Annotated in this window: 12 protein-coding genes; 2 read left to right on the top strand and 10 right to left on the bottom strand. The window is 68.2% G+C overall.

What is annotated here, in order from left to right:
• Positions 1-1,203: an acyl-CoA dehydrogenase family protein gene (locus B0W88_RS03215; protein WP_198937758.1), complete on the bottom strand. Its 1,203-nt coding sequence runs from the start codon at positions 1,201-1,203 to the stop codon at positions 1-3.
• A gap of 106 nt (positions 1,204-1,309) precedes the next feature.
• Between B0W88_RS03215 and B0W88_RS03210 the strand changes: the two genes are divergently transcribed.
• Positions 1,310-2,386 carry an AraC family transcriptional regulator gene (locus B0W88_RS03210; RefSeq protein WP_077033210.1) on the top strand — a complete coding sequence of 359 codons (1,077 nt, stop codon included), beginning with the start codon at positions 1,310-1,312 and terminating at the stop codon, positions 2,384-2,386.
• On the opposite strand, the gene B0W88_RS03205 is transcribed toward B0W88_RS03210, so the two are convergent.
• Together B0W88_RS03205 and B0W88_RS03200 are read right to left on the bottom strand one after the other, a co-directional pair.
• Positions 2,387-4,027 (bottom strand): tannase/feruloyl esterase family alpha/beta hydrolase, encoded by a 1,641-nt coding sequence (locus B0W88_RS03205; RefSeq protein ID WP_158080786.1) that lies wholly within the window; start codon positions 4,025-4,027, stop codon positions 2,387-2,389.
• A 172-nt stretch (positions 4,028-4,199) separates the two neighbouring features.
• Positions 4,200-5,837, bottom strand: a complete 1,638-nt coding sequence (locus B0W88_RS03200) for an FAD-dependent oxidoreductase (protein WP_233151608.1) — start codon at positions 5,835-5,837, stop codon at positions 4,200-4,202.
• Between B0W88_RS03200 and B0W88_RS35090 the strand changes: the two genes are divergently transcribed.
• The gene (locus B0W88_RS35090) at positions 5,784-5,906 is read left to right on the top strand and encodes a hypothetical protein (protein ID WP_255378644.1); all 123 of its coding nucleotides are present in this window, start codon (positions 5,784-5,786) and stop codon (positions 5,904-5,906) included. The two genes, B0W88_RS03200 and B0W88_RS35090, sit on opposite strands and share 54 nt — an antisense overlap.
• Here B0W88_RS35090 and B0W88_RS03195 read toward each other — a convergent pair.
• The 7 genes from B0W88_RS03195 to B0W88_RS03165 form a co-directional block, all read right to left on the bottom strand.
• Positions 5,888-6,718 (bottom strand): SDR family oxidoreductase, encoded by an 831-nt coding sequence (locus tag B0W88_RS03195; RefSeq protein ID WP_077033207.1) that lies wholly within the window; start codon positions 6,716-6,718, stop codon positions 5,888-5,890. The genes B0W88_RS35090 and B0W88_RS03195 overlap by 19 nt on opposite strands.
• A 103-nt stretch (positions 6,719-6,821) precedes the next feature.
• Complete coding sequence (locus B0W88_RS03190) at positions 6,822-8,009, bottom strand: phosphotransferase (RefSeq protein ID WP_077033206.1); 1,188 nt, start codon at positions 8,007-8,009, stop codon at positions 6,822-6,824.
• Positions 8,010-8,026: 17 nt separating this feature from the next.
• Entirely contained in the window at positions 8,027-9,151 is a 1,125-nt protein-coding gene (locus tag B0W88_RS03185) for an acyl-CoA dehydrogenase family protein (protein ID WP_077033205.1), read from the bottom strand.
• A 5-nt stretch (positions 9,152-9,156) separates the two neighbouring features.
• Entirely contained in the window at positions 9,157-9,978 is an 822-nt protein-coding gene (locus B0W88_RS03180) for a crotonase/enoyl-CoA hydratase family protein (protein ID WP_077033204.1), read from the bottom strand.
• Positions 9,975-10,991, bottom strand: coding sequence for an acyl-CoA dehydrogenase family protein (locus B0W88_RS03175; RefSeq protein WP_077033203.1), 1,017 nt, complete (start codon positions 10,989-10,991; stop codon positions 9,975-9,977). The genes B0W88_RS03180 and B0W88_RS03175 overlap by 4 nt, the downstream gene beginning before the upstream one ends.
• A complete protein-coding gene (locus B0W88_RS03170; RefSeq protein WP_077033202.1) occupies positions 10,991-12,145 on the bottom strand; it encodes an acyl-CoA dehydrogenase family protein in 1,155 nt (384 codons plus the stop codon). The genes B0W88_RS03175 and B0W88_RS03170 overlap by 1 nt, the downstream gene beginning before the upstream one ends.
• An 82-nt stretch (positions 12,146-12,227) precedes the next feature.
• The gene (locus B0W88_RS03165) at positions 12,228-13,535 is read right to left on the bottom strand and encodes an amidohydrolase family protein (protein ID WP_077033201.1); all 1,308 of its coding nucleotides are present in this window, start codon (positions 13,533-13,535) and stop codon (positions 12,228-12,230) included.
• Between the last annotated feature and the right edge of the window lie 30 nt (positions 13,536-13,565).

Raw genomic sequence — 13,565 nt, 5'->3', positions numbered from 1 at the left:
TCAGGCAGCCTCGCGGATATCGGGCAGCAGCGACAGGTTCGACGCCTGGCCCAGCAGCGCGCGCCCATAGAGTTCGGTGGACAGCATCGTGTTCAACGCCGTGTGCCGCGAGCCGACGCTCAGGTCGCGCCACAGCCGCTGCAAGGGGCTGCTGAGCGCGAAGGCGCCGGGCCCGGCGATCTCCATCAGGCGCTCGCCGGCGCGGCGCAACTGACGCATCGCATAGCCGCAGTCCGCCTGGATGCGCGCCTTCTCGTAGCCGCTCAGCGGCTGGCTCTGCGCCGCCTCGTCGATCATCGAGACGGCGCGGCGCACATGCAGCCAGGCCGAGTCGATCTCCAGCGCCGCCTCGCCGAGCTGGCCGACGAAGGTCTGCGAGTCCGCCTGCTTGCCGTACTGCCAGCCAATCGTCGGCCGCACGGGCATGTTCGCCTTGACGATGTCCAGCATCGCGCCGGCCGCGCCGAGCATCGGCGACAGCACGCCCAGCGGGAACAGCGGCTCGACCGGCCAGCGGTCCCGTGGCTCCATCTCTGCCAGCGGACGGCTGCCGCGCAGCGCGGAGAAACGCAGCACCAGCGTCGCCGGCACGAAGGCGTTCTTCGCCACGATGGTGTTGCTGCCCGAGGCCGAGAGGCCCGAGACATGCCAGGTGTCCTGGATGGACACATCCGGCCCGGCCAAGGGCAGGAAGGCGAAGCCCGCGTCGATCTGCTGTCCCTGCTCGTCGAGGATGCGGATGCCGTTCAGCGCCCAGTCCGCATGCAGGCAACCGGAGCCGTAGCCCCAGGCCCCATCGACGATGTAGCCGCCCTCGGTGGCGCGCGCCGTACCGATCTGGCCGGCCACGCTGCACACCAGTTCATCGCCGCGCTTGAAGACCAGTTCGCGGATAGCCGGTGGCATCGCCGAGGCCGAGCCGGTCACGCCCGACAGCAGGCCGAAGGCCCAGGCCGTGCCGGGGCAGCCGCGCGCCAGTTCAGCGACCGTCTCCACATGGGTGGTCAGCTTGTGCCCGACACCGCCGGCGCGGCGGGCGAACATCATCTTGAACAGCCCGGCATCGCGCAGCGCCTGGATCACCACGGCGCTGGCGCAGCGCTCGCGCTCGGCATTCTCGGCATGCCGGGCCAGCAGTGGCGTCAGCGCGCGGGCGAGGGCGACGGGGTCGGAAAGGCTTTCGCGAGATCCAAGTGACGACATAGACATGTGTGTTCCTGAACAGATATGCTGATAGTGTCAAATACAGAGACAGAGTGACATAAGTGTTTACTCTGATTAGGCGACTGCTCAACCACGACCTACAGCGATGCAAGCTCAAGCCAGGCGCAGCACGGCGCCGCCGATCCCGCCAGCGGCCTATGTCACGCGGACCGTGGCGCAGACCTACCTGCTTGTGGCGGAACAGCACGGCATGGGCGAGGCTGAGTTCCTCGCCCGCAGCGGCAGCTGCCGGGCAGACCTTGAAGGATGGAACGGCCGAGTCACAGGCGCTGCGCAGCGCCGGACGCTGCGCCTGTTCGATGCCCTGGGCATCGTGCCGCTGCCGCAGGCCGATGGGGGTTTCGACGACCTGCATACGTTCTACCCGGCGCTGATGACGCTGCTGGCCAGCAGCCGGACCTTGCGCGAGGCGCTGCGCAACTACGTGCACTACCTGCCGCAGGTCATGGGCAACTTCGACCGGCTTTCGATGAAGGAGGACCATGAGCGAGTGCTGCTGACTCTCGAGCAGACCGATTCCGCGGGCCTGTCGAGCGCGCCCGCGTTCGGCGTCCTGATGCTGGCCCAGAACATCGTCAGGCACTACGACGCGAGCGCATCGACCCTCATTCGGATGGAGGTGCGGGGGCGCCTGCCCGGCGCAGGCGCTGCGCTGAAGTCAGCGGCCGATTGCCATGTCCTCGACGATGCCTCGGGAAATGCCTGTCTGATCTCCGGCGCGGTGCTGGACCAACCCTTCGAGTTCTACAACCCGCACGTCCAGCGCTATGCGCGACAGCAGCTCGACCGGCAGTTCGAGGAGTTCCAGGCCGCGCTGAGCCTGTCCGCGCAGGTGCGCCTGCAGGTCCGCGATCGCCTGCAGGCACCGGCGCAAGCTTCGCACGAAGAGAACCTGCTGGCGTTGCTGTGCGAGCGGCTCGGCATGTCGCGCTGGACGCTGCGCCGCCGCCTGGCCTTCGAGGGTGTGTCCTTCTCGGTCTTGCTGGCTGCGCAGCGCCGCGACGAGCTGTGCCGATTGCTGGCCCAGACCGAGCTGTCGATCGCCGAAATCGGCGACCAACTGGGCTTCTCGACGCCGGCCTCGGTGGCCAGGTTCGCGCGGCAGCAGCTGGGCGTGGCGGCGTCGGAATATCGGCTGCGCGTGCGCACGACAGGGACGTGATCAGGGCGCCTGGCAGCTCCAGTTGCTCGCGTCATTCACGTTCAAGCCCGCGCTGTTTGCGACGCCACCCTTGAACACCGCGCGCTGCGGATGCGGGCACAACAGGAAGGTCCGTGCCGGCAGGCTAGTACCCGCTGCGCGGTTTGCCACCAACTGCGTCGGCGCCGTTCCCGCTTCCACCCACTGGGCGAGTGCCGGCAGCGCCTGCGCCGCAACGTCCTGCGGACCGGCCCCGCCACCGCAGTGCTGCAGCCCGGGCACGGTGTAGAGCTGGGCCACCTGCGCCAGCTTGGCCTGCCCACCCTGGGCGCTTGCCAGGTCGCTGAAGAAGCGGAAGGTGTCGTTGAGGGAGATGCCGTTGTCCGCCGTGCCGTGCCAGAACAGCATCTTGCCGCCGCGCTGGAAGAATGCGTTGAGGTTGCCGGCCTTGGCGGTGCCCGAGCCGGTGAAGACGCTCTCGAACATTGCGTTCCATCCGTTCACATCGGCGCTGTTGTCGAAGCTGAACGCACTGGCGAAGTCGTAGCCTGCGCCGAACAGGCCGCGCGAGGTGGTGTCGAAGACAAGATAGCCGGCCGGTGGAAGGCGACCATCGGTCGGATTCATCGACCACGGGGGCGGCGTCGCGCCCAGCATGAAGGCCGACCAGCCGTTCGGATTGCCCAGCGTGTATCCCGGGTAGGTCAGTCCGAAGTCGTTCATGCCGTTCACCAGGATGTCCAGCAGTGCCTGCTGGGCCGGCGTGAATGCGGCCCTCAACGTCGCATCGAGCGACACCACGCTGGGGTCCGAGATCAGCCCGTCGACGGCACCGTCCGCAGCATCGAATTTCTGCAGCAGGGCGGCATCCAGGGCTTGCAGCTGCGCAGGCGAAATCCAGGCATCCGGATGGTCGATCAGGTACTTGGCCACCTTGCCGAAGAACATCTGGTTGGTGACGCTGATGCCGGGCGCTCCGGCCACCACGCCGTCGAAGTCCTCCGGGTACCAGGAGGCCGCCACGACGCCCATGCGTCCACCACCGGAGCATCCGTCGATGTATCGGTACAGGCGGCGGTTGGCGTTGGCGCCGGAACTCATGCCGTAGAAGGCCTTCACCAGGGCCTGGGTCGCGGCGGTCCCGACGTGCACGCCGCGCTGGGCATAGTCGTAGGCCTTGGTGCGGTCCGTCGCGAACGCCCAGTCCACGCCGGGCGTCGTGCTGCCGGCGTCGGAGCCGGCGACCGCATAACCCGCCGAAAGCAGGCTTGCCGAAGGCTCGGGCAGGTATCCGGCGGAGCCGCCTTCGCCTGCGAAATAGTAGCGCGCCTGGAAACTTGGCGGCAAGGCGACGGTGAAGCGCACCTGGTTGCTGGTCGCGGCCGGGCCCTGGGTCGTGACGTAGCCGTCGACGCGACAGTAGGCGGTTCCCGTCGATGGGGTTACGGCGGATGCGGCCGTCAACACGGCGCTGGGGACCGCAGCCTGCAGGGCGCCGATGCTGCATTGCGCTGCGGCTGCCAGAGGCCCGGTGGAGACAGGCGGCGTGAGAGGCACATCGACCTTGTCATCATTGCCGCCGCATGCGGACAAGGCGGTCAGCGCCAATATCGTGGCGCCGCGCCACAAGCCCTTGTCGTTCAAGCTCGTTTCGATCCTCAAGGCAGTCTCCAGTCCTGGTTGTTGGAATGCGATGTCGCCGGTTCGTCCGTGGCGAGGCATCGATCAGGAATTCTGGAGAGGCACCGTCGCGAGCGGTATCCGTCAGGGAGCATCACTTGTCCTGAGGGAGCAGCGGCGCGGAGAAGTTTGGGTTAATCGGCGCAAGGGTTCGCTAGGCCCCGGCCAAGGCGCGTCCGACGATGTAGCCGAAGGTGAGGCCCAGTGTGTTGTTCGCTCCGCTGCCCGGCGCGCGCCCGCGCCAGAGCGAGTTCATGTCCAGGCCGATCGCATGCAGGCCGCGTATCGGCTGGTCTGCTGCGTCGAGGACGCGGGCCTGCGTGTCGACCCGCAAGCCGACAGTCGTCGTCGAATCGCCGGGGAAGATCTGCACCGCATAGAACGGCCCGTGTCTGATGGGGCCGAGGCAGGGGTTGGGACCATGGCCGGGATCGCCCATGAAGTGGTCGGCCTTGTCCTTCCCGCGGGCGAAGTCTTCGTCGATGCCGCTCTCGGCCTGTGCGTTGAAACGGCTCACCGTGGCGGCCAGGGCCTGGGGCGGCGTGCCGATCCTCAGCGCCAGGGCTTCGATGGAATCGGCCTTGATGATGTAGCCCGCCGCCACCAGGCGGCGAAGACCCCAGCCGCCCGGCCGCACCAGGCCCAAGCCGTAGCGGTGAATGAATGCGTCGTCGCAGATCAGGTGGGCCGGCACCGAGCCGCTGCGATGCATCGGCTCGACCAGGTTGGTGGTGGACTCATTGCCGAAGCGCCTGCCGTCCTGGTTGACTGCGATGCAGCCCGGCTTGCCGCGGTCGAGGAACAGGTGCGGGAACTTGCGCAGGCGGCCATCCGGCTCTCGCAGTACCGAGACGACGACCCAGCCGGCGTTGCTGTGGTTGTCGCCGTCGAAGCGGCCGCCGCAGGCTTGTGCCTTGCTGAGTCCGTCACCGGTGTTGCCCTCCGGGACCAGCGACACATGGTGCTCGGCGAAGGGAATGTAGCGGCGACGCATGTCGGCGTTGGCCGAGAAGCCGCCGCTGGCCAGCACCACGCCGCGGCGTGCGTTCACCTGCACCGGCCGGCCCTCGCGCAGTACGGTGATGCCGGTCACCGAGCGGCCCTCCGTCAGCAGGCCGGTCATCGGCGCGTGGTTCCACAGGCTCACGCCGGCATCGATGGCCGAACGCAGCAGCCGCGCCGCCAGCGCATTGCCCATCGTCAGTCGCATGCCGCGTGGGTGGCGCAGACGGTCGCGCGCATAGGCCAGGCCGAGACGCGCCATGTGCCTGAACGAGGCCAGCGAGCGCGTCATGTTGGCGGCGTGGCCCATGTCGGGCAGGCCGATCATCAAGCCGCCCGGGGCGTTGAATTCGTTCAGCGGTGGCCGCAGCGAGGCGAAGTGCGGACCGAGGTCGCGGCCGTCATAGTCCACCGGGCATAGCAGCCGGCCTTCGCGCATGAAGCCGGCGGCGGCGGGATGCCAGTCGGCAAAGCCGCGTTGCAGGTGGAAGCGTACGGCGGTGTGCTCGTGCAGGTAGTCGACCATGCGCGGCGCGGCTTCGAGGAAGGCTTGCAGCAGATCGGCGCGAAGGCTTTCGCCGACGACCTCGTGGACATAGCGCGAGGCCGACTCGGGCGCTTCCTCGATGCCGGCCTGCGCCGCGAGCGTGCTGCGAGGCACCCAGATGCCGCCACCGGAAAGCGCTGTGGTCCCGCCGAAGAAGGCAGTCTTCTCCACGAGCAGGACTTCCAAGCCATGACGCGCCGCAACCGTTGCCGCGGTCAGGCCAGCGCCGCCGGAGCCGACGATGACAACATCCGTCTCGATGATCTGTGCGGCGTCCTCGCCCGCCAATCGCATCAGGTGGAGGGACCGTAGAAGTTGTCCAGGAACTTGCTCTGCACCTCGACCCGTTCACGACGGATCGTCGACGAGACGAGCGGGTTGTCCTGCGTCTCCAATTCATTGAGGACAAGCGTCGGGCCGTGGCCGAGCCCGCTCAGGCCCAGGCGGGCGACTTCTTGCGAGGGCGTGAGCGGGACCACGTCGGGCGAGAGATTGTTCTTCGCGAAGACCGTGCGCAGCTTCGGCGTGTCGGTGGCGCCGATCAGCAGGTTCAGCACATCGACGCCGCGTGGCTTCAACTCCTTCCACAGGCTTTCGCCGAAGTTCATCGCATAGGCCTTGGTGGCCGTGTAGATGGCCAGGCGGCCGCAGCCACCGAGGGCCGCCTCCGAACCCACCAGGATCAGCCCGCCGCGCCCGCGCTTGACGAAGGCGGTACCGAAGGCATGGCAGGCCTCGGTCAGCAGGTCGATATTGCGCTGGGTCAGCGTGCGCCAGGAGGCATAGGGCTTGTCGAGGAAAGGCCCGCCGACGCTATCGCCGCCGGCATTGAAGACCACGAGGCCGAGGTCGCGGCCCGCTGCGGCCTGCTGGAGCTGGGCGGCGGCATCGGCGGCGGTGAGATCCAGCGAGACGGTGTGGACCTCGACCTTGTGTTCGGCGCGGATGCGCTCGGCCAGTTCCTTGAGCTTGTCGGCGCGCCGGGCCACCAGGATGACGTTCAGCCCCTTGGCCGCGGCCTGCAGCGAGAACTCGGCGCCGGTGCCTTCGGAGGCGCCGGAGATCAGCGCCCATGGGCCGTAGCGGTCGCGGAAGTCGGCGTCGGACAGGGATGGGATGGTCATGGTGCTTGTCTCCTCGGTGTTGCGGTCATGGTGGCCGGGACTCGGTCGCAAGGCCAGCGCAGGCCGCCTCGGCGAACGGTCTGTCGATATCGCTGAAATTCGGTCAGTCGTCCACGCCGAGCAGCTTGCGCAAGCCGGACGCGATCGGCCGCGCGTTGTCGCCAAGGCGCACCTGACGCCGCGGCGTCTTGCCGGCCGTCAGCAGTTCGATGCTTTCCATGTCCTCGGCCGCGGCGAAGAAGCGCTCGACCATGTGCATGCCGGTCTGGCCCCACTGGTCCACATTGCCGAGCCAGGCTTGCATGCCGTAGACCGGCCAGCGGCGGAAGTGGTCCCAGGCGGTGTCCTGGTCGGCCACGTCGCGCGCGCCGGTGGCCATCAGGGCCTCGCGGTAGTGGCGGATCAGGTCGGTAGCCGAGGCGCGGCGCTCCTCGATGGTCAGCGCGCCGAGCATGAAGTAGGTGATGTCGCGCCAGGGCTGGCCTTGCCGTGCGAGTTGCCAGTCATGCCAGACCCGCTCGCCGTTGGCGCGCAGGAAGCTGTTGCCCTGGTGCGAGTCGCCATGCACCAGGCAGTGAGGCCCGGGTTGGCTGCGGGCGAACTCGGCCAGTTCGTCGAAGGCGTGGGCGAAGCGCTCGGGCTGGTCGTAGATCCAGCGCGGCAGGAAGGCCTGGTAGGCCGGCTTGGCCAGGTTGATCGCGATGTAGTTGTACATGCGCAGCACCTGCTCGGTGTCCACCGGCGTGGCCATCGAGGTCTGCAGCCAGGACTGCTGGCGCAGCAGCGGGCTGTCCCAGAGCGCGCCGTGCAGCACGGCCAGCGATTCCAGCCCCTTGGCCACGCCGTCCACGCCGAGGTGATGCGAACTGTGCCCGAACTCCCCGTCGGCCACGCCCAGGTCTTCCATCACGATGATGCCGCGGCCCCTGCCATCGTCGTCCCAGTCGGCGTACCAGGTCCGCGGAATCGGTGCCTTCAGGTGGCCCTGCATCATGAAGTAGAAGCGCGCCTCGAGCTCGCAGATGTCCCCGCTCTCGAAGCCTTCCGACCAGTTGGATTTCAGGCAGACATGCCGAGGGATGCCCGCGGCCCGGCCTGCCTCGTTGAGATCGAGCGCCAGGCGCAGTTTGGTGGTGTGGCTGTTCCTGACCTCGACGACGTCCATGCCCTCGATGACGAGGCCGGGATGGCGGTGGCGCAGCAGGCCTTGGAGCCACTCCGGCGTGACCTCGCTGAGGTGGCGCGGCAGGCGGCCGGTTCGGGCGGGATAGGGGCGCATCGATGCGGTCATCAGCAGGGCTGCCGCGTTCAGAGTGACCGGCTAATGATTTCCTTCATGATCTCGGAGGTGCCGCCGTAGATCCGCGCCACCCGCGCATCGACCCAGGCCCGCGAGACCTTGTACTCGCTCATGAAGCCGTAGCCGCCGTGCAGCTGGAGCAGTTCGTCGAGCACCTTGCCCTGCATCTCCGAGCCCATCAGCTTGCACATGGCGCCGACCTCCGCGGTCAGCTCGCCGCGCATGGCCTTGGCGAGGCAATCGTCGACGAAGGCACGCAGCATCGTTGCCTGCGCCTTGCACTCGGCCAGCTTGAACTTAGTGTTCTGGAAGTCGAACACCGTCTGGCCGAAGACCTTGCGGTCGCGCGTGTAGGCGATGGTTTCCTCCAGCAGCGCCTCGATCGAGGCGCAGGCGCGGATGCCGATGATGGTGCGCTCCCAGGCCAGTTGATGGGTCAGGTACTTGAAGCCTTCGTTCTCGGCGCCCAGGCGGTTGCCGACCGGCACGCGCACGTTGTCGAAGAACAATTCGGAGGTGTCCTGGCCCTTCAGGCCGATCTTCTCCAGCAGCTTGCCCTTGGCGAAGCCGGGCCGCTCCTCTTCCACGCAGACCAGAGTCAACTTCTTGTCGGCCGGGTCGAGCTTGGTGGCGGTGACCATCAGGCCGGCGTTGCCGCCGTTGGTGATGAAGGTCTTCTGGCCGTTGACGATGTAGTCGTCGCCCTCGCGCCGGGCGGTGGTGCGCATCGCCCGCAGGTCGCTGCCGATGCCGGGCTCGCTCATCGCGATCACGCCGATCAGCTCGCCGCTGACCATGCGCGGCAGCCAGCGCTGCTTCTGCTCCTCGCTGCCGTAGGCGACGATGTAGGGCGCGACGATTTCCGAATGGGTGGTGAAGCCCACGGCCGTGGCGTTGGCGCGGGCCAGTTCCTCGATCATCACGGCCGAGTGGCCGAAGTCGCCGCCCGAGCCGCCGTATTCCTCGGGCACGGTGGAGCACAGCAGGCCGGCCTCGCCCGCTTTGAGCCAGAGCGACTTCGGCACGATGCCGGCGTGTTCCCACTCGTGCAGATGGGGCACGATCTCCTTGTCGACGAAGCGGCGGGCGGTTTCGCGGAACTGTTCGTGGTCTTCGCGGAAGACGGGGCGCATGGCGACTACTTTCCTGTGTACCGGGCCGGGCGCTTCTCGAGGAAGGCGTTGACCGACTCGTGATGGTCTTCGGTGTGATGGGCCAGCGCCTGGTAGGCGGCCGAGAGCTCCAGCAGGGAGTCCAGGCGCATGTGCTGGCCTTCGCGAAGCAGGCGCTTGGTCAGGCGCAGCGCGTGGGCCGGATTGGCGGCGATGCGCTGGGCCAGCGCCAGCGCTTCCTGCTCCAGTTCGATGGCCGGTACCACCTGCGCCACCAGGCCCCATTGCTCGGCCTTGGCGGCGTCGATGGTGTCGCCGGTGAAGGCCATCAGGCTGGCCTTGGGCAGGCCGATCACGCGCGGCAGCAGCCAGGCGCCGCCGTCGCCGGGCACGATGCCCAGCTTGACGAAGCTCTCGGCGAACAGGGCCTTGTCGGACGCGATGCGGATGTCGCACATGCAGGCCAGATCCAGGCCGGCGCCGATGGCGGGCCCGTTGACGGCCGCGATCACCGGCAGGTCCAGTTCGTACAGCGCCAACGGGATGCGCTGGATGCCGTCGCGATAGCTGTTGCGCACCTCGTAGGGGCTGCCGGCGAAGATGCCACCGCGGGTCTGCATGTCCTTGACGTTGCCGCCGGCGCAGAAGGCCGAGCCATTGCCGGTCAGCACCAGGACCTTGGCCTCGCGGTCGCGGCGCAGGCCGTGGCAGAGATCCACGAATTCCTGCATCTGCTGCGGCTCGGACAAGGCGTTGCGCGTCTCAGGCCGGTTCATGCGGACCAGCACGACGGGCCCGTGGCGCTCGACCAGCAGGAAGGGATTGTTGTTGTCGATGGCAGCGCTCATTTGAATTTTCCGGCGGTGATGGCGGGCCAGAAGTTGGTCGCGCCACCGGCGCAGGCCAGCCGGCCGATGCGTTGCGACCACTCGCTCGCCGAGCCGTACTCGCTGCGCCAGGCCCAGAGCCGGCGCGTGCTCAGGTGCAGGCGGTGCTCGTGGGTGAAGCCCATGGCGCCGTGCACGGCGTGGGCGATGCCCGCGGCGATGCCGGCGGCCTCGGCGCTGCACACCTTCGCAGAAGCGATCCGCAGCGGCGCGAATTCGGCGCAGGCGGCCTCGGCGGTGACGGTAGCCAGCGCCACCTGTTCGGCCAGCACGGCGATCTGGTGCCCGATGGCCTGGAAGCTGCCGATCGGCTTGCCGAACTGCACCCGCTCGGTGGCATGCTGGGTGCACATGGCCAGCACGGCCTGGAGCGCGCCGGCCGTCTGCGCGGCGCGGAGCAGGGCGGCACCTTGCAGCAGAGCGTCGGCACCGAGACCGGCCGGCAGGGTGGCGCTGGCGATGGGTGTGACGCTGCTGAAGTTCAGGTCGTCGCGGGCTTCGCCGGCGGTGTTCTGACCTTCGGTGACGGTCGATGCCGACGCGGTGGCCAGCAGGACGACATCGGTGCCGACGAGGGCTACGACATGCTCCACATGCCGGCCCCAGGGCACGCCGCCCAGGCGCCCGCTGAGCGAGCCGTCGACCCAGCTGAGTCTGGCATCGACGGCGACGGACAAGGGGCCGCCCACGGCCTCCAGCCCCGCGCAGCCCAGCAGCCAATTGGCCAGGATCGCTTCGGGCAAGGGCAGGGGCGCGCAGTGCCGGCCGCAGGCGAGCAGCACGGGGAACAGGTCGTCCCAGCTCGCGCCGGCGCCACCGCTGGATTCCGGCGCCGCCGCCAGGGTGAAACCGGACTCCTCGATGGCTGCCCACAGTGCCGCCGGCCACCGGCCGCCTTCGCTGGCGAGCACGGCCTCGGGCGTGCAGATATCCGCGAGCAGGCGCTCGACGGTCGATTCGAAGAGTTCACGCATCAGCGCAGTCCTAAGCCACGCGCGATGATGCCGCGCAGGATTTCCCGGGTGCCGCCGCGCAGCGAGAAGGACGGCGCCATCTGCGTCAGTTGCGCGAGCACGCGGGCATGGGTGCTGCCGCCTGCGGTGCTTGGCGGCGTGTCGTGCAGCAGTTGGGCGATCTCGGGCAGCTCCTGCTCGAAGCCGGTGCCCAGGTCCTTGACGCAGGAAGCGGCCAGCGCCGGATTGGCGCCCGCGGCCAGTTGGGCCGTGACGGACAGCGACATCGTGCGCAGCCCGATCAGCTTCGCCGTGAGGCGTCCGATCTCCTTGGCCTGCAGCGCGTCGGGTGCGGGGCCGATGGCGTCGATCAGCGTGTGCAGCAGCGCGATGCTGCTGAGGAAGCGTTCCGGCCCGCTGCGCTCGAAGGCCAGCTCCGCCGTCACCTGTTCCCAGCCCTGGCCTTCGGTGCCGATCAGCGACTCCGGGCCCAGTTCCACGTTGTCGAAGAAGACCTCGTTGAAATGTTCGCTGCCAGCCAGGTCGCGGATCGGGCGGATCGTCACGCCGGGCGCGCCCAGGTCGATGATGAACTGCGACATGCCCTCATGCCGCGCCTTGGTCGGCTCGGCCGTGCGCACCAGCGCGATCATGAAGTGCGACTTGTGGGCGTTGGTGGTCCAGAGCTTCTGGCCGTTCAGCAGCCAGCGGTCCGTGCCCTCGATGCGCCGGGCGCGCGACTTGATCGAGGCAAGATCTGACCCCGAGCCCGGCTCGCTCATGCCGATGCAGAAGTACTGCTCGCCGCGGCAGATCGCTGGCAGGTGGCGGTCCCGCTGCGCGTCGCTGCCGTAGCGCAGGATCAGCGGACCGCTCTGCCGGTCCGCGATCCAGTGCGCCGACACGGGCGCGCCGGCCGCGAGCAGTTCCTCGATGACCACGTAGCGGGCAAAGGGGCCGGCCTCGGCGCCGCCGTAGCGCCTGGGCAGGGCCATGCCGATCCAGCCCCTGGCGCCCAGCTTGCGGCTGAAGCTCGCATCGAAGCCCATCCAGGAATCGGCGCGACGCTCCGGCGGATAGTCGCCCAGCGCCTCACGCAGAAAGCTGCGGACCTCCTGGCGCTGAGCCTCGGCCGCCGCAGGAATCCGGCTGTACCTGAACTCCTGAGCAATCATGTGAGCCCCTCGCCCGATGGGTACATCGATCGGTCCCCCGCGGGGACGAAGGCCGGCTCGGGGGCGGCCCAGCGCTCGGCCTTCACAGCGCCGTCTGCGCGTCCGCCGCAGCGAACATGCGGTTGATGTCGCCCGAGGTCACCGGCTTGTTCGGATCACGCTCCGGCGCGGCGCCGCCCAGGCCCAGCGCGGGCTCCACGCTGACGTGCTTGGCCTGCGCCTTCAGTGCGCCCACGGTGCAGTTCTCGCGGCCGAGGATGCTGAACGGGTCGTAGCTGAACTCGCGCATGGCGTTCAGGTGCGTGATCTTGTTGATGATCTCGTCGCTCAGGTGGGCGGACTGCTTCTGGAACACTTCCGCCGAGTGCGGCCAGGTGCAGTCGGAATGCGGGTAGTCGCATTCCCAGCAGGCCATGTCCACGTTGATCGAGTCCAGGTTCTTCAGGCCGAAGGCGTCTTCGATGAAGCAGGTGATGAAGTGCTTGTTGAAGGTGTCGCTGGGCTTCTTGCCGCCGAAGTTGGTGTTGGTCCAGGCGTGGTGGTGGTTGTAGGTGAAGTCGGCGCGTTCGAGAAGGTAGGGAATCCAGCCGATGCCGCCTTCGGACAGGGCCATCTTCAGGTTGGGGAACTTCTTCCACATCGGCGCCCAGATCCAGTCGGCCGCCGAGTTGGCGATCGAGATCGGCATCGAAGTGATCCAGGCGTCGATCGGCGATTCGTCCGAGGCGTGGGCCGCCTTGGCGCCGGTGCCGATGTGGCAGCAGACGACGACGTTGTTGTCGGCGCAGGCCTTCCACAGCGGATCCCAGTGGTCGTTGTGGATGGAGGGGTAGCCGTGCACCGTCGGGTTGTCCGACAGCGTGACCGCATGCACGCCCTGGTCCGCCATGCGCTTGACCTCGGCGGCGGCCGCCTGCATGTCCCACCAGGGCACCATCATCAGCGGGATGAAGCGGCCCGGCGCCGCGTTGCACCAGTCGTGCAGGTGCCAGTCGTTGTAGGCCTGGATGGCCGCCAGCGAGACGCCGCGATCCTCGATGCCCTGGAAGCGCTGGCCGGCAAAGCCGGGGAAGGTGGGGAAGCACAGCGACCCCAGCACGCCGTTGGCGTTCATGTCGTCGACGCGGGCCTTCACGTCCCAGGTGCCGCGGCGCATGTGGGCGTAGGACAGCGGCTCCATGCCGTACTCCTCCTTGGGCCGACCGACGACGGAGTTCAGGCCCATGTAGCCGGTGGCGCGCTCCTCGAACACCCAGACGTCGCGGCCCTTGATCTGCTCGACCTTCGGGTGGCGGCCCTTGTATTTGGCGGGCATGTGGCGCTCGAAGGCATTCGGCGGCTCGATGGCGTGATCGTCAACGCTGACGAGGATCAGGTCTTCCAGTTTCATCAACTTCCCCTTGGGTTGCGTGAGCGGCGA

The organism is Pelomonas sp. KK5, from assembly GCF_001984095.1.
GTDB lineage: Bacteria > Pseudomonadota > Gammaproteobacteria > Burkholderiales > Burkholderiaceae_C > KK5.
This window is presented reverse-complemented; position numbering and strand designations above follow the sequence as displayed.

What these genes read in the sequence shown, in the direction of transcription:
- B0W88_RS03215 (WP_198937758.1), bottom strand. Translation starts at nt 1,203, where the DNA reads ATGTCGTCACTTGGATCTCGCGAAAGCCTTTCCGACCCCGTCGCCCTC.
- B0W88_RS03210 (WP_077033210.1), top strand. Translation starts at nt 1,310, where the DNA reads ATGCAAGCTCAAGCCAGGCGCAGCACGGCGCCGCCGATCCCGCCAGCG.
- B0W88_RS35090 (WP_255378644.1), top strand. Translation starts at nt 5,784, where the DNA reads ATGACGCGCCGCAACCGTTGCCGCGGTCAGGCCAGCGCCGCCGGAGCC.
- B0W88_RS03195 (WP_077033207.1), bottom strand. Translation starts at nt 6,718, where the DNA reads ATGACCATCCCATCCCTGTCCGACGCCGACTTCCGCGACCGCTACGGC.
- B0W88_RS03190 (WP_077033206.1), bottom strand. Translation starts at nt 8,009, where the DNA reads ATGACCGCATCGATGCGCCCCTATCCCGCCCGAACCGGCCGCCTGCCG.
- B0W88_RS03185 (WP_077033205.1), bottom strand. Translation starts at nt 9,151, where the DNA reads ATGCGCCCCGTCTTCCGCGAAGACCACGAACAGTTCCGCGAAACCGCC.
- B0W88_RS03180 (WP_077033204.1), bottom strand. Translation starts at nt 9,978, where the DNA reads ATGAGCGCTGCCATCGACAACAACAATCCCTTCCTGCTGGTCGAGCGC.
- B0W88_RS03175 (WP_077033203.1), bottom strand. Translation starts at nt 10,991, where the DNA reads ATGCGTGAACTCTTCGAATCGACCGTCGAGCGCCTGCTCGCGGATATC.
- B0W88_RS03170 (WP_077033202.1), bottom strand. Translation starts at nt 12,145, where the DNA reads ATGATTGCTCAGGAGTTCAGGTACAGCCGGATTCCTGCGGCGGCCGAG.
- B0W88_RS03165 (WP_077033201.1), bottom strand. Translation starts at nt 13,535, where the DNA reads ATGAAACTGGAAGACCTGATCCTCGTCAGCGTTGACGATCACGCCATC.